Genomic DNA, 19,466 nt, shown 5'->3' with positions numbered 1-19,466 from the left:
GACAGGACTCGCTGGTTCTTGAGTTGGCGGTGAAGAGGCTCCGGCAAATGCCGGAGCCTCATCTCATCGGGGTTCGAACGCCGTCAGTCGACGATCGCCGAATCCAGCGTTTCCTTCATGTTGCGCGGCTCATGCAGCACGAAGATCAGCGTGCCGAGCTGGGCATTGGTGCCGACGTCGCCGACGTTGCAGGTGATGCAGTCGAAGCCGTTGGCGATGTCGAGATCCTCGGCCTTGATGTCGGCGACGACGATCGCCGCCTGCTCGGCAAGGTCCGAATTGGTCCAGGTGCCATTCGTGGTGTTGAAGGTGTCATTGGTCGCCGGCGAGTCCGTCGTCGACTTGGTGAACGTGCCGACCGCGGTCAGGTCGGTCGCTGCCTGCTTCTTGTCGATGCGGGTGACGCCGAGCGCCTTGACGCCGGTACCGGACACGTCGGTCGCCTGCTTGAACGACAGGGTCGGATCGTCGCCGGCGGTGCCGACCGCCTTGATGAAGATCACGGCGCAGCGGGCATAGCCTTTCAGGCTGACATAGTCGCCATTGTTGGCCGCGGTGTTCATTGCGACCGGCTTGAAGCCGAGCACCACCTGGTTCTTCTCGACGAAGTGAGCGTTCTTCATGGCAGATTTCCCTTTTGGGAATGAGGAGAGCGCCTCTGGCAACATCCGCGCCGGCGCCGGAGCAATTCGGGGAAGAGATGGGCCGCGCGCCAGCGGTCAGGCGGCGCGCGGCATCGTCATTGGTTCGATCAGCGCGCTTGCAGCGCGACGGCCCAGGACAGCGTGTTGCTGCCGTTCTGACGGGCGATGGTCGAAGACCATGCCGGCTGGCCGTTGACCCGGAAAATGAACCGGAACGCGGTCAGCGCCTGGTCGAAATAGAGATGGATTGAACTGTCGGTCTGAACGCCGCCATTAGCCTTGGTCAGCGCCCAATACTGGCTGAGATCGGCAAAGATGATGTCGCCGAGATCGCCGATCGCGGCGCAGGCCTCGAGCGGCACCACCGGGCGTCCCTTCAGCGTCGCATAGGGCGAGTTCGACAGCCCGCCGGCCGGCATGTAGGCGGGCACCGGATTGGTGCCCGGCAACAGAGACGACGCACCGGCTGCCTGGAACGCCATGCGGTTGAGCTGCGGCTCGAGATCCTGGTTGATCAGCCAGATCCCGTTGCGCCGCCAGCCGGAGTACATGCGGGAATACATGTCTTCGACGTTGGCCATCCAGAGCGTGTCGGCCGGCTGCGAGGTGGCCTTGCTGACCTGGACGACGGACGCGCCGACCGCGCCGTAGCCCGGGATGATGCCGAGCGGCTGGCCGACACCGGTGCCGGCGATGATGGCGGTGTTGATCTTGGCCACCATCTTGCTCGGCGCCTTGGCACGCAACCAGGATTCGAGGCCCGAGGCATCCTGCATCATCTCCTCGCTGATGGGCACGATGCCCATCAGCTTGCAAAGCCGGAAGTTGCCAAGCTCGAGCAGCGGCTTGGATGCGGACGGGACTTGCGCCTCGCCTTCCCAATAGACCTGGACGCCGCCGGACGTCTGCCACGGCGTAGTCTCGTCCTTCGGGATCATCATGCTGTTGCCGTCGGTCGTCAGCGGGGTACAGCGGCTGAGCAGGTTCTCCTCCGCCATCACCTTCTGCCAGATCTCCTGAGAGAAGGTCGGCGGGATCAGGAAGCCGCCGTCCGCACCGACACCCTCGCCGCCATAGGTGGTGGCGATGTTGCGGAGCCGTCCGACCTCTTCCGTGACGTTGCCACGGTAGTGGTTGAGCACCGACTGGGCAAAGCTGCCGAACGAGCGGAAGCCATGGCGCTGGTTGTCCTGACGCGGTTCGGCCGGGACGGTGCGGCGCTGGCCGCCGCCCGCAGGCTCGGTCCGCGCTTCCGGCGCGCTGCGGCGGCCCTGGCCGGTGGGCTGCAGCAGCTTCAGCGCCTTGATCTTCTTGGTGAGCTTTTCGAGCTCGCCGGCGCTCTCCTCGATTTCAGCGGTCTCTTCGTCCGTGAGATCCTCGCCGGCTTCGGCGCGGACGCGGAAGGCATCGAGTGCGGCGTTGATCTCGACGACGCGCGCCTCGAGGTCAGCGAGCACCGGCGCGTCCATGCGGATCGCACCGAGGGAGACAGCGCCAAGCGCAGCGAGAGCGGCGAGACGCGAGTAATCGCCCAGAAGGGCGCTCTTCATGGTCATAGAATTCTGTCCTTCTATGGGCTGTCTCGCCTCACGGCGGGACCTGTGATGCGGCCGATCTCACATCGGTCGCGATTGACGCGGCGCATCACTGCGGCGCGTATCCGTCTGCAGACGGAATCTCGGTGTCAGGCCTTCAGCGCCGCGATGCGCGCGAAAGCGGCAGCGGCGCGGCGGTTGTTCGGCTTCAGCGCTGACGGAACCTTCTTGAAGGTTTCCAGTGCCTTCGGATTGCTGACGCAGGCCGCGACCTTCAGGTTCTCAACCATGCGATCGGCAAAACCGTTCTCGACGGCTTCGGCGCCGGTCATCCATGTCTCGTCGTCCATCCACTGCACGATCTTCTTGCGCTCGGCCTTGGTGCGCGCGGCATAGACGTCGATGATTGTGTTGTTGACAGTGTCCAGCATCTCGGCCGAGCGGCGCAGCTCGCGCGCATCGCCCATCGCGATGGTATAGGCGTTGTGGATCATCACGAAGGCGCCCTCGGCGATCTCGATCTCGTCGCCGGCCATCGCCAAGAACGAGGCGGCCGAGGCGGCCAGCCCGTCGATGTGCACGATCTTCCTCGCCTTGTGCTCGTTGAGCAGCGAATACATCGCCTTGCCGTCGAACACCGAGCCGCCTTCGGAATTGATCCGCAGGTCGATCGTCTTGACGCTGCCGAGCGCCTTGAGGTCGTCGGCGAATTGCTTCGCTGTGACGCCCTCGCCGAACCAGTCGCCGCCGATCACGCCATAGACGTAGATCTCGGCGCTGTCCTTTGCCTTGTTGACGACGACGCGATAGCCGCTCGGCTTGGCGCCCGCGGCGGGCTTGGCCTTGATCGGCACCACGGCGTTGAAGATCGGAAAGAGATGCTTGCTCATGCTGCCCTCAATTCGGAACGAGAACCTGGAAGGTCTCGCCATTGATGGTGATCTCCCGGACCATGACGCGGTCGAGGTCCTTTGCCGTGATGCCGGCTCGGAAGACATCGCCGATCTCGATGCTGACACCAGGCTCGCCGCGCGGGCCGACGGGACCGACCTCGCCGCGCGGGCCCTGCTTGCCCATCGGGCCCGGCAGTCCCTGCTCACCACGGGGGCCAGGCTCGCCTGGCTCGCCCCGCGGCCCTTGCGGCCCGGCATCGCCCTGCGGGCCCATCGGACCACCCTCGCCGCGCGGACCCGGCTCGCCGGCTTCGCCGCGTAGACCCGGTTCGCCCTGCGGACCGACCTCGCCCGTCGGGCCGGCTTCACCCTGCGGACCGCGTTCGCCTTGGACACCCGGCAAACCATCGCGCCCATCGCGGCCGATCGGACCAGCCGGACCGGCTTCACCGCGCGGGCCGGCCTCGCCAGCCGGACCGCGCTCGCCGACAGGGCCGCCTTCACCGCGCAAACCTTGCTCACCGCGCTCGCCGCGTTCGCCCTGCGGACCCGCTTCGCCGCGCGGGCCAGCCTCTCCCTGTGGACCGCGCTCACCGCGTTCGCCAACCTCGCCGGGGACGCCTTGTTCACCGCGCTCGCCAACCGGGCCTGCCTCGCCACGTGGTCCGGTTTCCCCCACCGGACCGCGCTCGCCCGCCTCGCCGCGCGGGCCGGAAGGGCCAACCTCGCCGGGCATGCCTTGTTCACCGCGCTCGCCGACCGGACCCACCTCACCGCGCGGCCCGGCTTCTCCGACAGGACCGCGCTCGCCCTGGATACCATCGCGACCGTCACGGCCGAGCGGCTTCTGCTCGAGCGCGCTGACGCGACCGACGAGACGCTCGACCAGCGCAACGGTCCGCTCCAGCAGCGACACCGGCTTTTCCGGCGGCGAGGCTTCGCTGCGCGCGAGCATCACGGGGGATTTAGACATGTGCCGGCTCGCCCATCAGCTGCTCGATCGCGTAAAGCCGTCGGGCGATACGCGCTTGGGTCTCTTCGTCCTCACCGACTTCTGGCGGCGTGGCCGGCTCGGCGTCGTCGCTCTCGGTCGGCGCCGGCGGCGCGCCAGGCGCGGTCTCAACCTTGCCCTCTGCGATCTGCTTCAACGTGACGTTCTGACCCTGCATGGTGTGGATGTCACCCTCGGGGCCGAGCGTGTTCTCGTCCTCGAGCTCGAGCACCCGGTTCGGCGAATAGGCGCCGATCGACGTCATACCCTTGTAGTATGCGATGCGCGCCGCCATGTCGCCGCGCATCAGGGCGCGCATGTCGATCTTGGTGTAGAGCTTCTGGCGGTTCTGGCCGAACAGCTTGAACTCGGCCTCATCCTCGAAGCGCTTCACCCAAGGCGAGATGCTGTCGACGACGACTTCGATGCCCTGGGATTCGATGTTGGTGAACGTCGCCCGCAGCAGGTGCATGACCTTGTGCGGCGGTGCGCCGGTCCACCGACACTGCTCCTCGATCAGGAACTGGTGCACCTCGATCAGCTGCGAGTTCTGGGCATTGAAGCCGATCGGCTTCCAGTCGGCTTCATTGTCCAGGAATGCGGTCCGGTTGGCGTTGTTCGGCCCTTTGTAGAGCTGATCGAACTCAGCCTTCTGGCGCTTCAGCCCATCCGGCTTCAACGGCTTCTTGTTGATGACGACACCGGCAGGATTCATGCCGTTGCCGAAGAAGGCCGCGCCGAACAATTGCGCGGCACGCGCCCAGCCCAGCGACTGGGCGGCATATGCAATCACGTTGACGCCGACCGGTCCTTCGCCGAATCCGCGAATGTGGAACATGTTCTTCGCCGCGAGGATGGTCGCCCCACCCATCGTCGTACCGCGCTGGTCGATCTCGTAATAGAGATCGCCCGGCTCGATCGGATCGCCGTACGCGTCGACTTCATGGTCGGTTGCGCGACAGACCCGCACGCGCTCCGGATGGATCGGCCACATGGCGAAGGGGCGGCCGAGCTGATCCTGCTCGATCTCGGCATAGCCGTTGCCCCAGCGCAACGCCCAATGCGTCAGCGTCTCGCGAAACTGAAAGGACGACCATTCCTTGCTCGGCCGCTTCCACAACAGATAGTCGACGCCGTGCGACGACTGGATCTCCGGGCCGGTCTTGCCGTCCTTCTTGACGTGCCAGGGCAGCACCGCGACGGTCTGCGACAGATAGCGGAAGGCGGCCCAGACAGCCGACAGCATCATTGCCGAATCCGGCGTGATCGCGACGCCGGCGAGCGTGCGGCCAGGATTGGAAACCCTCGCAGCGCCCGGATAGCGCTGGTCGGAGGTCATGCGGTTGAGGATTCCCATGTCAGCCCTCCTCCGCGTGGCTGTTGATGCGGCTCGCGAACACGGCAACGGCCGTGACGATCGCGCCGGGCACGATCAGCGCGGCCGGCGGCCAGACCAGGTAGAACCCGCCCGCCAGCAGCAGAAGTCCGATCGTCAGCATGACGTCGCGGACGTCGAAAGTCCGCGCCAGCCAGCTGCCAATCGAAACAAGGGCGTTACGCATAGAATTCATCCGTATCGTTGGCAGCGAGACGGGCGTTGACTCGTTCGCGCATCTCTTCGAAGCGCGGATGCTGCGGATCGCCGAGGATCGCCGCCTCTTCGGCGAGTGATGCCGCCGATTCAGCATCCGATTGCGGGTCTTGGTCGTCGCCCATGGTGTCGAAAACCGACAGTCCGCCAGCTTCCGGATTGAGGGTCATCAGATGGGCTGCATTGAAGAGCGCGATCAAGGGGTCGATCTTTCCAAAGCCGGCTTCTTCGCGGGCGATCCGCGAAGCGGTCGTCGTTAGCACGACGCGCGCATTGCCGACGCACCAGTTGAGCAGCTCCGAACCGCAGTGGAGGAAGGTCCGGTCGCCGAGCTTGCGCTCGACCGTCTTGTAAGCACCCATCAGGCCGATGCCCTGCCGCACCGCATCGAGCGTCTCGGCATCCTGGGTAATATCGATGCCGGCCAGCGCGTCGACGATGGCGCCGATGCCGGCAGCGTCGACCCCGACCTGGGCAAGCAAGCCAATGTCCCGGATCTTCGCCACCAGGTCGACAACGAACTTGATGTCGAATGGAAGCTCGCCCTCGACGCTAATGGCCGGCGGAAATTCAGCCAGCAGCGCAGCAACATCCGGGTCGCTTTCGGCCTCCTCGGCATCCTTGCTGTGAAAGCGAAACACGATCAGATCGCCGGACGCGATGAACTTCCTGTACTCGGTCAGGTTCGCCTTTCGACGATAAAGCCCGATCGTTGAGATGAGCGCACATGCCCAGCCAAGCCAGCGCTTCGTTACCTTCTCGCGGCCAACCACCCCGGCGCCGAGAAGATCATCGAGACCGCCGCCGTCAAGGCCCATCGTCACGACTTCGCTCCGATCGAGCACCGCGTCGAGCGTGAGCGACGTGTCGATGCCGCGATCCCAGAGCTCGGCACCGGCCCAACCGTCGGCACGCTGCGACATGCCGGCCTGAACGTTGAGAAACTTCGCGTCCCAGTCAATCAGCGAGGCCTTGCCGCCGCGCGCGGCCTCAGCACGCTTTCCGATCAGGAAGTTCGGATCGACCGACTTGCCCCAGTTGGGGTTGGGGATGAACCAGTTTTCCGGCTTCTCATAAGCCTTCGACTTGATCATCTCCTCCGGGAATTCGTAGATGATCGGCAGACTCTGTGGATCGACCAGCTTGCCGTCCCGGATATCGCGAAAGTCCTTCAGCTTCTGATCGAAGATGCCCGACGGCGGTTTGTTCGATTGCGTCGTCGCGTAGATCACGAACCCTTCCGGACGAGAGTTCAGACCGCCCTCGGCTTCGCGGATCATCGACTCCGCGTTGGCGCGCTGGCCAAACAGCCAGAGCTCGTCGATCAGGAGCCCAATCGTCTTCTTGCCCGACACCGTTTCGCTGTCGGCGGCGGCGACCTTCAGGAAGGCACCGGTCGTCCGATGCGTGATCAGGCGCTGGCTGTCCTGGACGTGCAGCAGTTTCAGCAGCTCCTCATCGGCGCGGATCATATCGCGCGCGGGGAAGAACGAATTGTCGGCGACCTCCTTGGTCGGCGCCAGGATGTAGAACTCGCCGCTCTCGCGCCAATTGCGCAAGAGCGCAGTAACCATGATGCCGGCGGCAAGCGTGGACTTGGTGTTCTTCTTCGCTACGCAGAGGAAGAAATACCGGATAAGCCGGCGCCCGAGGTTGTCATCTCCCGAGATCCCGTCGGCGTCGAATGAGCCGAAGAGTGCACGCGGAAGATCGTAGACCCACGGCAGGCAACATTGCTCGATCGTCGGGCGTCCGGGCACGTCGATGATCCGAAGGTCTCGGAATATCGACAGCGCCGCTTCAGCCTCTGCCGGAAAGAGCGCGTCGAATGTCACCAGCGATTGCCGGTTGACGATGCGCTGCTTCCAATCCAGGCACGCCGTCGACCACGTCGGCATCATGTTCACTGGACGGTCTCAATCCTTCTTGCGCCGGGCGCCGGCGGCGGCGCGTATTTGCCAGCGGCGGCATTGCGGGCGGCCACTGCGGCCTCTTCCTTCTTGCCCAGCGTCTTCGGCTGCAGCCCTTCCGGCACCTTCGCGACCTGGACCGTTCCGACGCCGCGATCAAGCAGCGACTTCGCCGCCGAAACCCTCGCGCTCTCGGTTTCGCCGCGGGTGGCGATCGAGCCGAGCACCTCGATGGCCAGGTTGGCGTACTTGCGCGCCTCGACCCGGATTTCGTCGCCGACGACCGCCGCGGGCCGGATGCCGCCGAACAGCGAGAGCTGCGAGAGACCCCCGACGTCGACCGAGGGCTTGCCGTAGCCGCGATCAAGGATCGCGTTCGCCGCATTGACTTTCGAGCTCTCGCTCTTGCCGTGGCAGAGCTGCTTCACCAGCGAGGCGATCGCACCGCGGGAATAGGCCTGCGCTGTCGACTCGATGTCATCGGGCGCCGGCGCCGCCAGGGCGGCCTCGAGGTCGAGCGCCGGCAACGCTGAGGTCGCCTTGTGTCCCTTCGGCTTCCGACCAGCGCCAGGGCGTTTACCGCCGCGCTTGGACTTCGGAGCCGTCTCGTCGCCGGAACTCATGGGCGGTTTGATTTCTTTGATTGTCGTTCGATTGATTCAAAGCTCTGGGCCAGAAAAAAAGTTTTGCGCATGACTACCCATGCGGTTCCGGCTCCCTACGGCCCAGAGATTGACCTCCCCCCTACCCCGGTGTGTGCGCGGGCCGCGCGGGCCGCTGCCGTCTTGCGCCCATGGCACGGACCACAACGCAAGAGCACGTTGGATGGATCGAGCTTGGCGCCGCCATCCTCGATCTCGACGATGTGGTCACCGTAGAGCCTGACGCCATGACGCGGCTGTGCCGAGTCATGATCCTGATCTTCGCAACTACGGCCACGGACCTTGATGATCTGGCGCATCAAGGCCTTCCACTCTGGAGACAGATAGAACGGCTTTGCTTCCTTCGGCCTGACCGAGATGCGCGGGTTGCGTGCCGGCGGCTTCAGCTTCTGACCAAGGACGCGCAGTCTGCCAGCCATCGATCACCGGGGAAAGATCAGGCCGCTTCCGAAGAGGCGCCCCAAGTCTAGGGAGGAAACGCCCAAGGAGGGCAGCGGCAACGAACCGCGCTACCGCACACCCTATGCAAACGCGAAAGCCCGGCACGTTTCCGTGTCCGGGCTTTTGGTAACGCTGCGGGCAGGACTCAAACCTGCAATACGCCGATCCTTCGGATATCACCATTCCGCTCGGCTCGCCGGCCGAAGCCGACTTTCGCGTCTGTCAGTTAGGTGCGTTTTCCGCCACCGCAGCGCCGTTCCGATATAGCATGCTTTGGGCACAATGCCGGATGTGTGAAGCATCAACTCTGCTTCGATGGGGTCCGTTCCGGCGTTCCGTTGTGATGCGGTCGGTACTAGGACAGGCCCAAGGCGCGCATCAAGGTCTGATTCCGTCCCTCGCTGTCAAGCTGTAGTACGTCGTCGAACGCCGACCATGCACGGGTAGTTATGATTTGCGCCCGGAGATCGGCTTCCGTGATCACCTTCGGCTTCGCCGCTTTCGCCTTGGCCTTGGCTTTCTTGCGATCCTTCCATCGGCGCTTCTTTTTGGACTTCGCCGTCGGGATGACCGGCTCTGGTTCGGGCTCCGGCTCGATATCGATGACCACAGGACGCTTCATGTTCTCCATGGCGCGCACGATGTCGATCTCTGCATCGGTCAAGCTGCCGACGATCTCGACGACGCCAGGAATGCCGCTGATGCACTGCCAGTGCTGGTCGCTGTACCACATGAAGACGAACAGATAGCCGGAGAACATCGGCACGCGTCGCTCGACCTTGCGCCCGCGTCTAATGATCTCTTCCTCCACTTCGGGCATGTACACGCCGAAACGATGGCCAGCGAGCACTTCGGCGACCTCCGACTGCGCCGACACGAACACCTCAATCACATACCATCGCGGGTCATTTCCGACGACGATCTCCGCATGGCGGGGATCTCGCCGTTCGTGCGGCCTCGCTAGCTCGGCGCGGACTTCAGGCGAAAGCTTCTCCAACGCCTCTGCGATCGGTTTCATTCGATAGCTCCAACATCTCGATTTTCCCTCTCGATTTGCTGGCCGTCAGAAACCCTTCCGATCTGGAAGGGTTTTTCGTCCACGAAACTGTCCCCTGTGGGTCCAATTTCGCGGACATCACTTCGAACGCTTGCCCAGAGCTCCGAACAGTCAAAAACGTCTAGATTCTAATTCACTTTTATTCTTTCGAGGGTTTGCGAGGGTTGAGAGAGGGTTTGGTAGAGGGTCTAGAACGCAGAATAACAAATGATCTTCGATGGTTAGAGAGGGGGTGCGAGGGTAGAGAGGGTTTTTCCGTGTAACGCCTGAGTCATCTTATCCTTTCCATCCTGCTGTTGCCTCTCCGCGCCCTGTGCGTCCGCTTCCCTTCTCGCATGTGTATGCGCGCGCGAGACCCTCGCAACCCTCGACACGATTGCAAAAGCCCTTGCGGCACAGGCACATGTCGAACGTCGAGGGTTTTTGACAAACCCTCGCCGAACCCTCGCAAAATCCACGACCCTCGGTGACCTATCTGCAACAGGTGAGTCCCTCTATGGTCAGATTTCCTCGTCGCCCGGATATTTGTCGGGCGGCTCATAGCCGTCATTCGGCGGTGAAGCCTGCGCGCCGGGTTGGCTTGGCGCCTCCGGCACGTCGTGCAAGGCAACGTCGACGTACCGATGAATGCGGCCACTGTCGTCGCGCTTGAACTTCTTCTTCATCGTGCGGCCGAAGCGCGTTTCGTGCATATGTGCCTTGCCGTTGGCTTCGCTCCAGGCCTTGTAAGCCAGGAACATCGCGCGAGCGGGCACGCCTGGTCCGCCAACGTCGGGCTTCACATGAGCATCGGCAAACTGGCCGACGGGATCCATCTCGGCGAAGTGCTCGGCCGTGGTCTGGAGTACGTCGTCGGAAAGGATGAAGCCGTTGTTGAGGAAATCGAGTGCGCCGGCGATGAGCCAGTTGAGGATGCCGGAGCCTTCGGCGACGATCTCGGAGACGACGTCCTCGAAGTCGCGGTGTCGTTCCGGCGGCAGCGTCACGGACCATTCCACGATCGCCAGGCGCCGCTTCATGCCGCCGTCGGAGCCGTCGAATTTCGGCTCGCCGTTGCCGCTCATGTGGGGCTTGGCCGTCGGCTTGAACTCGAAATAACCCTTGTACATCGTGCGCACCGGCCAGCGCTCGCCGCCGGTGAGCTTCTTGATCGTTTCCATCTTGAGCGGAGCATCCTTCGGAAGCTCGGCGATTCTCAAGTAGCGTTTGGCATAGCAGCGCGCGATATCCGGCGTCGGTGCGCTGGGATTGTTGGCGACGACGCCAGAGACGGTTTCCGCCGGCACGCCGACCGACAGCCCATCGCCAAAGACGCGCGCCAGCACCTCGAGGAAGACGCTCTTGCCGTTGCCGCCCGTACCGGTATGGAACATCACGCGCTGCACGGGCTGCGCCGTCAGGCTCATGCCCGAATATTGCTGCACCGTGCGGCGCTTGTCCGGCTCCGGCTGGAACAGGTCGAGGAAGTTGGCGAACTCGCGCGCCGTTGCGCCCTTGATGTAGGCGAAGGGGATGACGGCGGTCAGCAAATCCTCGCGGTCGTGGCCACGCTTGGCGACGAGTTCGTACTGGACGCGGCCATCAACGACGAGCGGCCGCTTGCCGTCAGGATCAGGGTTTTCCGGGTCCATCACCGGCACTAAGGAGAGCGTGTGCGTCAGCGTGGCGACCTTCAGCGGATCCGCGTTGAACGCGTCGGGATGCCGGCGCAGATGCGGCGCGGCGCATTTGATCATCGCGGCGATGCGGCCGGCATTCTTGGTCGAGATACCCCATTTCTTGCGGTTGGCGCGCCGCGTCGAGAGCGCTGTCCGCGCCTTTTTCCCCGCCGCGACAAGCGCGAGAAGCTCCTCAACCCTCGCAAATTGTTCAGGCGTGTCGTCGGGAACGATGTCTTTCAGCTCCCTGGCCGCCGCTTCGGCCGCATTGACCGCGCGCGCCTCCGAATTGGAGAACTCAATATAGGCCGCTTCGAGCTTGATCAGGTCGCCGACGCGCTGTCCGATCAGGTGCGCCAGCGCTTCGCCGCCGGCAAGGTCCCAATGCGTGCCGGTCCAGGCGAGCATCTGGCCCGCCGCGACGTCGTCTTCCTGCCGCACCATGAGGTCGCGCCCGAAATAGGCGATCAGGCGCTTGCCGTTGTCGACGTCGGACTGATCGAGGTCAGCGCATTCCCGGAACGTCTCATCGCTGATCGTTTCGTCCGGCGGGCTTTCGCCCTCGTCCTCGTTTTCGAGGGTTTCGGCTTCCTCCTTCTCTTCCCCTGAGGGGGTGCGGGGGGAAGACGAAGGGGAAGACGCAAAAAGAGATGCGAGGGTTTGACCGGAATCGTCTGCGTCGCCGGAAGGCGAGGAAGGCGGGGCAGCCAGAGCCGTGGAAGAGATCACATCGTCGCCCGCCTCTCGCGGGCGCCCATTGATGTGAGGTGCTCCAAGCGCCGCTGAAGCGGCGCGTCGCACCTCCGATAGATCCGCAGGAGTCTTTCTGCCGAGCTTGAGGCCGGCGGCGACCGCAGCCTTGACGGCCTTGGCGCCGAGGTCACGGATCAGGCCGATCTCGACCACAGCCGCCTCGAGCGAGGCCTTGGCGAGCGCCTCGGCGATCGCGCCGGCGGCCGCAAGCGCTCCGAGCTGCTCGGCGAGATCTGACAGCGCCGGCAGGCGATCGTCGCCCTCGGTGGCGCGCAAATGCGCCAGGCCTGCGGCCATCTGCTCGTTGCCGAACTTGCGCTCGGCCTGGGCGAGGGTTGCAGGGTCGACGTCGACGAACGCGGGAGCGTTGTCGACCAGGTCGAGAACGGCTTCGATGGTCAAGCGGCGCCTCCGCAAAACAGCGGCGTCACGCCAATGCCGGCATGCTCGCGATCGAGCGCAGCGGCAGCTGACGGATTGATCCAGAGGACTTCAATGCGCGGCCGAGCTCCGTCGGCATAGGCCTCGAATTCGATGCGGCGCCAGTCGTCGAGCGCGGCGTCATAGAGCGGGTGTGCATAGCCGGACAGCACCACCATGCCCTTGAGGCCGCGCAGCACGCCGAGCAGGCATTTATGGGCCGCCAGGTCCATTTCGTGCTTGTAGGCAGACTTGCCGCCCTTGAACATCGAGCGCGTGTCGTGGACGTAGGGCGGATCGACGTAGTGCAGCGCGCGCTCGCCGTCGTGGCGCTGGAGCACCTCGACCGCGTCGCGATGCTCGATCACGACACCCCGAAAGCGCGCGACGATCGCCGGATAGGCCTCCGGCAAATTGGCCCAATCGTGCGCGGGCGTGGTGCCGCTGCGGTTGGAGTTGGAGCGAAAGCCGGTCGATTGATGGCCGCGCTGCGTCGAGGAATGCGCATTGCTGCCGAACCCCATGAACGAGCGGATGACTAGCCGGCGCGCGCGCTCGACCGGCTCCGGCGACCATTCATAGGCCAGCTCGAATTCCGCCCGCGCGAACGGCGTCAGGCGCAGCAGCTCGATCAGCCGCGCCGCGGCGCTCGTGTCCTGCAACACGCGGAACAGGTTGACGATGTCCTCGTCGAGGTCGTTATAGACCTCGGCATGCGAGCGGGGCTTATGGAGCAACACGCCGGCGCCCCCCCCATAGACCTCGGTATAGAGCCGGTGCGACGGCAGATGCGGCAGGATCTGGCGCGACATCAGGAACTTTGCGCCATGCCAGCGCACGGGCGGACGGGTGATCCCACTCATCATGCTGGAATCCACTGATCGCGGCCGATGCTCATGCCGGCGCCGCGCTGCAAAACCTGTCGAACCTTTGCGCGAGCGTGTTCCTTGCCTGCGGCTTTGGGGTCCGTGCGGACCACGTCCCAGATATCCGCGACGCGCACGGGCCCGTCAGCGCCGGCGGAGGCAACTGCCTCGCGCACGATCTCCATCCAGGTCGCATCGGCGAGCACAGCGACCAGAACAGAACGCGGAAAGCGGAGCGGAACGAATTGGCCATCGATCTCACACGCGGCGAGCACGTCGGCGTCATGCATGCCGTAGGCGCACAACACCGTCGGCGCGCCGGCGTTACCGTCCGCGCGACGTCCGTCCGGCAGGTGGAAGTTGATCCGCCCGCGCATGAACAGCAGCGCGGATGCTCGCTCCCAGACGTGCCGAAAGAATGCCTCCGTCTCGGTGCGCGCGAAAATCAGCGCCGAGCCGCAGCCGTGCTCGCCCATACGACCGAGCCACTTCTCGATTTCACCGTTGGTATAGGGCGGATTGAGCCGCACGCGCCCTTCCCAGCGCTGCAACAAACCGTTTTCCCGTCGCGTGAAGGTGCGCGCGGCCGTTGGATACGGCTGGTCGACAGGCGCACAGGGATCGAGATCGAACGGGCCAAGCGCGGCGATGATCGATGGCGGAGTCAGCCACTCGACCGTCTGCGGACGGTTGGAATGGTGGCCACCAATTCCGGCGTAACGGGATGTCTTGGTCAAGCCGCCACCTCAGCCTTGAGCAAATCGTTGAAATCCAGTCCCGCCGGCGCGAACGCAATCCTGATCACGCGCCCTACCCGTGCGTAGCGTCGCGCTGCGCGTTCCATGGCGTATTCGGTCAGCACGGCTTCGCTGTCGCCATCGCCGAGCAGGATCAGTTCCTCGACGGAATCCGGAATCGACAGGCCGGGATCGTCGAGATCGGGGAATCGATCCGGCACCTTCTGGGACTGGCCGTTCGGCCGCTTCAAGGTCGGGTGGTTGATCGTCCTGTTCGCCCGGCCGGCGAGATTGCCGAGGTCGCCGGCGGCCCAGAAGGCCATGCCGTCTACCGGACGTCCGGCCTGGTGCATCGCGGTCCAGACCGAGAGCACGGTCTCGATGCCTTCGCCGATCACCAGGCGCTTCGGCGCGTCGTGCATCACGATGGCGATGTACGCGCCGGTCTTGGAGCCGCGCATTTTCTTGGCGTTGAGGATCTCGCCGGTGTCGGGGTCGAGGATCTCGGCTTTGGTAAAGGATGGTCGCTCCTCATGGCCGGAACCCTGAGGAGATGCGCCCTGCAGTGTGGCGGCCGAACCTACGTGTGCAGGGAATTCGCGAAGCCAGGTCAGATGCAGCCCGCCGAACTTGCCGTCCGGCCGGATGAAGGCCCCGACCATCGCCGGGCCTTCGTGGATCTTGCGCGGGCCCGCTTTGCGGCCGTGCTCGTCGACGGTCTCGCCGTGCCAGTAGGGTATCGCCGGCGCGAAGCGAAGGCCCGGACAGCGTTCCGGCAATTGCAGGCCTCGCCCCTCGAGGTAGCGGGCCGCGATCGTGTCATGAATCGGCAGCGTCTGCTTCCACGTCCGGTGCAGCCGCTTGCGCTCGGCCTCCCGATAGTCGGCCGACGTCTTTTCCCGCGCCATGCGCTTGCGCTCGCGTTCCTCGAAAAGTTCCTTGGCGCGGGCCGCGTCGATCGCCGTGCGGCCGCCGAGCTTCTCGATCGCGGCGCGGAAGTCGCAGCCCTCGACCTTCTCGACCAGCCTGATGACGTCGCCGCCATCTGGACACACGGCACATACCCAGTTGCCATCCTTTTCGATCACTTCGAAACGCTGCGAACTCGCCCGACCGCCGCAGATCGGACACGGGCCGACCAGCCGGCCGCCGACGCGACGCAGCTTGGTGTAGCCCATCGCGATATCGGCGATCGGGTTGCGCGCCCGGATGTCGTCGAGTTCGTCCTCGGAGATGCGCGCCATCAGTCGGCGACCTCACTGTCATCGATAGTGGCGTCTTCACCCCCTACCGTGGTCGCCGGTGCAGCCATTGCCGCGTCCGCGGCCGATGCCAGCGCAGCCATGCGCTTCTTGACCCGATCGAGCAGGTCCGGATCGCTGTTGATGGCATCGATCATGCGCACCACACCCATGAGATCGTCACGGCGCTGCACCATGTAAGGCACGGGCTCGGTGATCGCGCCTTCCTTGACCCAGTGGTCCTGGACGATCTCGATGCGCTCGGCTTCGAGCATGGCGGTGCGCTGCATGCGGGCGACTGAGGTTTTTCCGGGCAGTTTCACAACGGCCCCCACTGAATCAGCACGCCGATGAACGGCCCGAGATGCTTGAGCTCGTGACCATGCTCCTCGAGCCAGAAGGCGCGCATGTCGGCCCAATCGCCGAAGCCGTCCATCCGTGCGAATGCATCAAGTGCGACGCCCTTGTAGACCAGATCACTGGATGATCCGTCCGGCCTGATCTCGACCCGCTCGCTATGAACAAAGACCCGGATTGCGCTGGCGCCCATACATTTTGCCTCGCCGACCTTGAAACACTTCGGCGAGCGCTGGGCGTGGTAATGCTGAATGGTTTCTCCCGGCCGGGCATGACGCCGCTTGCCGATGGCCCGAATCGTCTGCGTCTTCGGCCTGATGATCTGGCCGGGCTGGTAGCCGCCGAGTTCGCGGTGCTCGTCCTGGATCGGCAGGCCGAGACCGACGCGGATCGGGGCGACGAAGCGGCCCTTGTAGGAATAGGCGACCATCAGGATTCGCCCCGATTGATCTCGGCCAGCCGCGACGACCAAGCTTCCTCAGTCAGAGCGACGTCAAACTCTTGATCGGGCAGATCGGGATCAACCATGATCCGGATGCCGTGAAGTGTTGTCGGTGGAGGGTCCAGACTACGGATGAAGTTCTCCTGATTCCAGCGCGCCACCATCGCATCCCACAGTGCCTGCGATATGAAGAAGCCCACCGCCGGCCGGTCTCTGCGGAGCATCACTTCGCTCAGCTGCGCAAGGTTGAACCGCTCGCTGGCTGTTGGAACATTCGAAGACTGCGAGGACACGATATTCAATGCTCGCCCTCCTCATCACCGGCCGCTTCCATGGCCGCGGGGTCAACTCCATCTAGCGCGGCATCGATTGCCGCTCTCTCCCGCGCGCACCCCGTCCAAAGTTCACCATCCCAGGTGAGCTGATGGATCATGATGTGGGTCGCGGGGTCCGGATGACGTTCAATCGCCGATTTAACGAACCGATCGAGATGCTCGACGGTTAAGAACGGCCCTTTACCGTCCGGAATCTTGCCGGGTTCGAGGATGGTGACGAAGGCGCGGCGGATGCCGCCGGACTTCATGTAGCGATCGCACTCCGCGCGGTGATCGGGATCTTCAGGCGGCAGCGCTCGATAGTTCAGCGGGTTGAGCACCCGCTCAAGGGCGCGGAGCTGCTCAATGTAGGAGTCTTGGGAAACGTGATTGACTGCACCGCTCTCGATCATCGCGCGGCGGAAAGCCTCAGCTGCTTGCAGGAGGTCATATTTCTGCTGGTCATGAAACTTTCGGTCGTCGCTCATGTCACCCCTCCCGCCGGCACCAGGCCGGCCGCATTGAGCCAATCGTTGATCTTGACCAGGGTGAGGCGCTTGGCTTCGTCGACGTCGCTGGCCGGGCGGAAACTGGTCGAGGCCGACGCCTCAGGCAGGTGCAGGCGGAAGCAGGCCTGGTGCCGATCGCCCTCGATCGCATGGATCTCGCCAACGCGCACCTTGCCGAGCATCACAGCCTCGCGGCCGAGCGTCAGCGGCTCGAAGGTCACGACGCCCTCATGAGCGCTGTGCAGCTGGTCCATCACGCAGCCTCGAAGCATGGGCACTTCTCGCAATCGCCCTCGCGCCATAGATGGCCGCCGAGGGCTTCGCGCTGCATCCATCTGGGAACGTCGACCAGCTGGGGCGGCGCGCTTTCGGCCCAGCCACACAGCAGCACGATGGCCGGCGCCTCGGCACCATCGGGCGCGACGCGATAGGCCTCTGCCGATCTGTGCAGGTGACGGCAGGTCATCACGCGGCCTTTCGCTTCTTTGCCGGCTTTTTGGCGGGCTTCTTCGCGGGCTTCTTCGGCGCGGACTTGGCCGCAGCCTTGGCGAACTTCTTCGCCTTCGCCGGCGCCGCTGCCAGCTTGCCGGCCGGCTTCTTCACCGGCGGCCCGTCATAGCCCTTCGCCCGCAGCTGAAGCGGCAGCCAGCCGGTGGTGGGGACATTCTCGAATGCGAACGCAGCGATCTCCGCTTTCGGATTCTTGGCCTGCTGGCGGGCAAGGTCGGGGCCCAGGGCTTCCTCGATCGCCTTGAGGCACAGCGCCTTGTTGACGCCGGCGAAATAGTCCTTGGCGTCGAAGGCGCCGCGCAGCGCCGCGTTCAAGGCCTTGGGCTCGATCGCGTTGCAGATCGAGACGATGGAATCGTGCTGGTCGGCGCCGCCGTCGAGGCTCTTGTTCTGGAAGTCGAGCGCGCCGGCGGCGACCTGGACCAGGAGGTCCAGCTTCTCGGCGGGCTTGAGCTTGCTGGCGAGGGCCAGCGTGCGCGGAAGGTCGTCGGGCTGCCCGAACAGCTTGCCGGGCGCGCCGCCCATGCCGAGGCCGCTGACGGAAACCTTGACGCCCTTGCCGCCGTAGGTGTCGAAGCCGGCGAGCAGGACCGCGAGCGCCAGGGGCGTGTCCTGGATCAATGCGGTCGAGGCCGCCTGGGTGAGCTGGACCGAGAGACGATGCAGCAGCGCATTGGAGATCTCCGGCTCTTCGGGAGCGGCTTTCGCAGCTGGTGCGGACGTCGCGGCAGGTCCTGCCGGGCCGATGTCGTCGTCGTTCCGGGACTGCGGCGCCCTGGCTTCCTCAGGGCGCTTGATGCCGGCGAGCACGATCAGCCGGCCGTCCTCGATCGTGACGATGCAGCCGAGCGTTTTGCGCTTCTTGTCGGGGTAGCTGCGGAGCTTGACCGCCTGGTCGATCGTATCGGCCTCGCTCGCGAGGCGATCCTGCTCCTGCTCGGTCTCTTCGGAGATGATAGTATCGCTGGCCTCGTCTTCTTCGTCGATCGCGGTCAACCGGGCCCGGATCTGTTCGAGCCGCTGCTCTTCGTCGCCCTCGAAGATCTTCGTCTTGACCTCCGAGATGGGCCAGTGCCGCGCGCCGGAGGGCAGATCGGCCAGGATTTCCGCCCAGCCCCAGCCTGCCGAGGTCAGCTCCTCGCACTTCGAGATCAGCAGCTGCCGCGCCAGATGCTTCAGCAGCGCCTCGTCGCTGATGATGTGGGATTTACCGAAGAGGTCGACGGTGACAATGCCGCCGGCAGACTGGTACGCCTCGGCGCCAATGACATCGAGCAGCTGCGTGATCTCTTCGTCCGTGGCGTAGGCGCCGAGCTCGCGCTTGACGTTGTGCACGGTGACGGCATGGGCCTTGTCGAGCTGGGCAAACAGCTTGTCCTGCGTGCCGTGGTCGAGCGCGAGCGTGAAGGCCTGGGCAACTTCCGCCTTGATATCGCCCTTGCGCCAGGCGTCGCGGATCCTCGGGCTGAGCCGCCCCAGCGCCAGCGCCTGGCGGACCTGCTTTCCCGCCATGCCGTATTGCTGGGCGATCTCCTCCTGCGTCTTGCCGTGCTCCTCGAGGCGGGCGAAAGCCTCGTACTGGTCGACCGGGTGGAGCTGCTCGGCGGTGATCGCCGTGGTTAGCGAATATTCGAAGGCCTTGGTCTCGTCGACCTGGTGCATGGTGCAGGGGACCGGCATCTCCGAGCCTTCGGCCTCGATCATGCGCAGCGCTGCGAGACGGCGGTTGCCGTTGGCGACCGAATAGAAGCCCTCGCCTGCGTCCTTGACGATCAGGTTCTCGATCAGGCCGGAGGGGTTATCGTCCGACCGGTTGGCGAAGATGTTCGCGGCGAGCGCGGCGATGCCGTCTTCCCGGCCGGCGACGCGGGCGTTGATGCCCTCGCCGTCCTCGTGGCCGAACTTGAGCATCTTCAGCGGGACCTTGATATCCAT

General features: G+C 64.6%; 21 protein-coding genes and 1 tRNA gene. All 22 read right to left on the bottom strand.

Annotation, left to right across the window (positions count from 1 at the left end; translation table 11 throughout):
• Positions 1 to 83: 83 nt before the first annotated feature.
• The 22 genes from PMI42_RS22065 to PMI42_RS21965 all read right to left on the bottom strand — a co-directional run bounded on the left by PMI42_RS22065 (position 84) and on the right by PMI42_RS21965 (position 19,466).
• Complete coding sequence (locus PMI42_RS22065) at positions 84 to 623, bottom strand: hypothetical protein (RefSeq protein WP_008138140.1); 540 nt, start codon at positions 621 to 623, stop codon at positions 84 to 86.
• A gap of 128 nt (positions 624 to 751) precedes the next feature.
• Positions 752 to 2,200: a phage major capsid protein gene (locus PMI42_RS22060; RefSeq protein WP_008138139.1), complete on the bottom strand. Its 1,449-nt coding sequence runs from the start codon at positions 2,198 to 2,200 to the stop codon at positions 752 to 754.
• Positions 2,201 to 2,328: 128 nt separating this feature from the next.
• Entirely contained in the window at positions 2,329 to 3,069 is a 741-nt protein-coding gene (locus PMI42_RS22055) for a head maturation protease, ClpP-related (protein WP_008138137.1), read from the bottom strand.
• A gap of 7 nt (positions 3,070 to 3,076) precedes the next feature.
• A complete protein-coding gene (locus tag PMI42_RS22050) occupies positions 3,077 to 4,045 on the bottom strand; it encodes a collagen-like domain-containing protein (RefSeq protein ID WP_008138136.1) in 969 nt (322 codons plus the stop codon).
• A complete protein-coding gene (locus tag PMI42_RS22045; RefSeq protein WP_008138134.1) occupies positions 4,038 to 5,420 on the bottom strand; it encodes a phage portal protein in 1,383 nt (460 codons plus the stop codon). The genes PMI42_RS22050 and PMI42_RS22045 overlap by 8 nt, the downstream gene beginning before the upstream one ends.
• 1 nt (position 5,421) lies before the next feature.
• Complete coding sequence (locus PMI42_RS22040) at positions 5,422 to 5,625, bottom strand: hypothetical protein (protein ID WP_008138133.1); 204 nt, start codon at positions 5,623 to 5,625, stop codon at positions 5,422 to 5,424.
• Positions 5,618 to 7,555 (bottom strand): terminase large subunit domain-containing protein, encoded by a 1,938-nt coding sequence (locus PMI42_RS22035; protein WP_008138132.1) that lies wholly within the window; start codon positions 7,553 to 7,555, stop codon positions 5,618 to 5,620. Before PMI42_RS22035 ends, PMI42_RS22040 begins: the two co-directional genes overlap by 8 nt.
• Positions 7,556 to 7,557: 2 nt before the next feature.
• Positions 7,558 to 8,091, bottom strand: a complete 534-nt coding sequence (locus PMI42_RS22030) for a hypothetical protein (RefSeq protein WP_240535272.1) — start codon at positions 8,089 to 8,091, stop codon at positions 7,558 to 7,560.
• A gap of 191 nt (positions 8,092 to 8,282) precedes the next feature.
• Positions 8,283 to 8,645, bottom strand: a complete 363-nt coding sequence (locus PMI42_RS38060; protein ID WP_081502935.1) for an HNH endonuclease — start codon at positions 8,643 to 8,645, stop codon at positions 8,283 to 8,285.
• Between the two features lie 152 nt (positions 8,646 to 8,797).
• A tRNA-OTHER gene (locus PMI42_RS39335) sits at positions 8,798 to 8,919 on the bottom strand.
• Positions 8,920 to 9,022: 103 nt separating this feature from the next.
• Positions 9,023 to 9,685 (bottom strand): transcription termination/antitermination NusG family protein, encoded by a 663-nt coding sequence (locus PMI42_RS22020; protein ID WP_008138127.1) that lies wholly within the window; start codon positions 9,683 to 9,685, stop codon positions 9,023 to 9,025.
• 539 nt (positions 9,686 to 10,224) lie between these two features.
• On the bottom strand, positions 10,225 to 12,537 hold the full coding sequence (locus PMI42_RS22015; protein ID WP_008138126.1) for a DNA primase family protein: 2,313 nt from the start codon (positions 12,535 to 12,537) through the stop codon (positions 10,225 to 10,227).
• The gene (locus PMI42_RS22010; protein WP_008138125.1) at positions 12,534 to 13,421 is read right to left on the bottom strand and encodes a DNA adenine methylase; all 888 of its coding nucleotides are present in this window, start codon (positions 13,419 to 13,421) and stop codon (positions 12,534 to 12,536) included. Before PMI42_RS22010 ends, PMI42_RS22015 begins: the two co-directional genes overlap by 4 nt.
• Positions 13,418 to 14,158: a DNA N-6-adenine-methyltransferase gene (locus tag PMI42_RS22005; RefSeq protein WP_008138124.1), complete on the bottom strand. Its 741-nt coding sequence runs from the start codon at positions 14,156 to 14,158 to the stop codon at positions 13,418 to 13,420. The genes PMI42_RS22010 and PMI42_RS22005 overlap by 4 nt, the downstream gene beginning before the upstream one ends.
• Positions 14,155 to 15,402: a DUF7146 domain-containing protein gene (locus tag PMI42_RS22000; RefSeq protein WP_008138123.1), complete on the bottom strand. Its 1,248-nt coding sequence runs from the start codon at positions 15,400 to 15,402 to the stop codon at positions 14,155 to 14,157. The genes PMI42_RS22005 and PMI42_RS22000 overlap by 4 nt, the downstream gene beginning before the upstream one ends.
• A complete protein-coding gene (locus PMI42_RS21995; protein WP_157195806.1) occupies positions 15,402 to 15,722 on the bottom strand; it encodes a hypothetical protein in 321 nt (106 codons plus the stop codon). The genes PMI42_RS22000 and PMI42_RS21995 overlap by 1 nt, the downstream gene beginning before the upstream one ends.
• Positions 15,719 to 16,186, bottom strand: a complete 468-nt coding sequence (locus tag PMI42_RS21990; protein WP_008138121.1) for a hypothetical protein — start codon at positions 16,184 to 16,186, stop codon at positions 15,719 to 15,721. The genes PMI42_RS21995 and PMI42_RS21990 overlap by 4 nt, the downstream gene beginning before the upstream one ends.
• Positions 16,186 to 16,500, bottom strand: coding sequence for a hypothetical protein (locus PMI42_RS21985; protein WP_008138119.1), 315 nt, complete (start codon positions 16,498 to 16,500; stop codon positions 16,186 to 16,188). Before PMI42_RS21985 ends, PMI42_RS21990 begins: the two co-directional genes overlap by 1 nt.
• Complete coding sequence (locus tag PMI42_RS21980; RefSeq protein WP_008138117.1) at positions 16,497 to 17,000, bottom strand: hypothetical protein; 504 nt, start codon at positions 16,998 to 17,000, stop codon at positions 16,497 to 16,499. Before PMI42_RS21980 ends, PMI42_RS21985 begins: the two co-directional genes overlap by 4 nt.
• Positions 16,997 to 17,275 carry a hypothetical protein gene (locus tag PMI42_RS21975; protein ID WP_008138115.1) on the bottom strand — a complete coding sequence of 93 codons (279 nt, stop codon included), beginning with the start codon at positions 17,273 to 17,275 and terminating at the stop codon, positions 16,997 to 16,999. Before PMI42_RS21975 ends, PMI42_RS21980 begins: the two co-directional genes overlap by 4 nt.
• Positions 17,275 to 17,487 (bottom strand): hypothetical protein, encoded by a 213-nt coding sequence (locus PMI42_RS21970; RefSeq protein ID WP_008138113.1) that lies wholly within the window; start codon positions 17,485 to 17,487, stop codon positions 17,275 to 17,277. Before PMI42_RS21970 ends, PMI42_RS21975 begins: the two co-directional genes overlap by 1 nt.
• On the bottom strand, positions 17,487 to 19,466 hold the full coding sequence (locus PMI42_RS21965; protein WP_008138111.1) for a ParB/RepB/Spo0J family partition protein: 1,980 nt from the start codon (positions 19,464 to 19,466) through the stop codon (positions 17,487 to 17,489). Before PMI42_RS21965 ends, PMI42_RS21970 begins: the two co-directional genes overlap by 1 nt.

It is taken from the genome of Bradyrhizobium sp. YR681, from assembly GCF_000282615.1.
Lineage (GTDB): Bacteria > Pseudomonadota > Alphaproteobacteria > Rhizobiales > Xanthobacteraceae > Bradyrhizobium.
Note: the sequence above shows the minus strand (reverse complement) of the source record. Positions and strands in the feature narration are given on the sequence as shown.

Excerpts from the sequence above, each read along its gene's own strand:
- PMI42_RS22055 (WP_008138137.1), bottom strand. The coding sequence starts at position 3,069 with ATGAGCAAGCATCTCTTTCCGATCTTCAACGCCGTGGTGCCGATCAAG.
- PMI42_RS22050 (WP_008138136.1), bottom strand. The coding sequence starts at position 4,045 with ATGTCTAAATCCCCCGTGATGCTCGCGCGCAGCGAAGCCTCGCCGCCG.
- PMI42_RS22010 (WP_008138125.1), bottom strand. The coding sequence starts at position 13,421 with ATGATGAGTGGGATCACCCGTCCGCCCGTGCGCTGGCATGGCGCAAAG.
- PMI42_RS21980 (WP_008138117.1), bottom strand. The coding sequence starts at position 17,000 with ATGAGCGACGACCGAAAGTTTCATGACCAGCAGAAATATGACCTCCTG.
- PMI42_RS21990 (WP_008138121.1), bottom strand. The coding sequence starts at position 16,186 with ATGGTCGCCTATTCCTACAAGGGCCGCTTCGTCGCCCCGATCCGCGTC.
- PMI42_RS22045 (WP_008138134.1), bottom strand. The coding sequence starts at position 5,420 with ATGGGAATCCTCAACCGCATGACCTCCGACCAGCGCTATCCGGGCGCT.
- PMI42_RS22065 (WP_008138140.1), bottom strand. The coding sequence starts at position 623 with ATGAAGAACGCTCACTTCGTCGAGAAGAACCAGGTGGTGCTCGGCTTC.
- PMI42_RS22020 (WP_008138127.1), bottom strand. The coding sequence starts at position 9,685 with ATGAAACCGATCGCAGAGGCGTTGGAGAAGCTTTCGCCTGAAGTCCGC.
- PMI42_RS22040 (WP_008138133.1), bottom strand. The coding sequence starts at position 5,625 with ATGCGTAACGCCCTTGTTTCGATTGGCAGCTGGCTGGCGCGGACTTTC.
- PMI42_RS21970 (WP_008138113.1), bottom strand. The coding sequence starts at position 17,487 with ATGACCTGCCGTCACCTGCACAGATCGGCAGAGGCCTATCGCGTCGCG.
- PMI42_RS22000 (WP_008138123.1), bottom strand. The coding sequence starts at position 15,402 with ATGGCGCGCATCTCCGAGGACGAACTCGACGACATCCGGGCGCGCAAC.
- PMI42_RS21965 (WP_008138111.1), bottom strand. The coding sequence starts at position 19,466 with ATGGATATCAAGGTCCCGCTGAAGATGCTCAAGTTCGGCCACGAGGAC.
- PMI42_RS38060 (WP_081502935.1), bottom strand. The coding sequence starts at position 8,645 with ATGGCTGGCAGACTGCGCGTCCTTGGTCAGAAGCTGAAGCCGCCGGCA.
- PMI42_RS22035 (WP_008138132.1), bottom strand. The coding sequence starts at position 7,555 with ATGATGCCGACGTGGTCGACGGCGTGCCTGGATTGGAAGCAGCGCATC.
- PMI42_RS22060 (WP_008138139.1), bottom strand. The coding sequence starts at position 2,200 with ATGACCATGAAGAGCGCCCTTCTGGGCGATTACTCGCGTCTCGCCGCT.
- PMI42_RS21975 (WP_008138115.1), bottom strand. The coding sequence starts at position 17,275 with ATGGACCAGCTGCACAGCGCTCATGAGGGCGTCGTGACCTTCGAGCCG.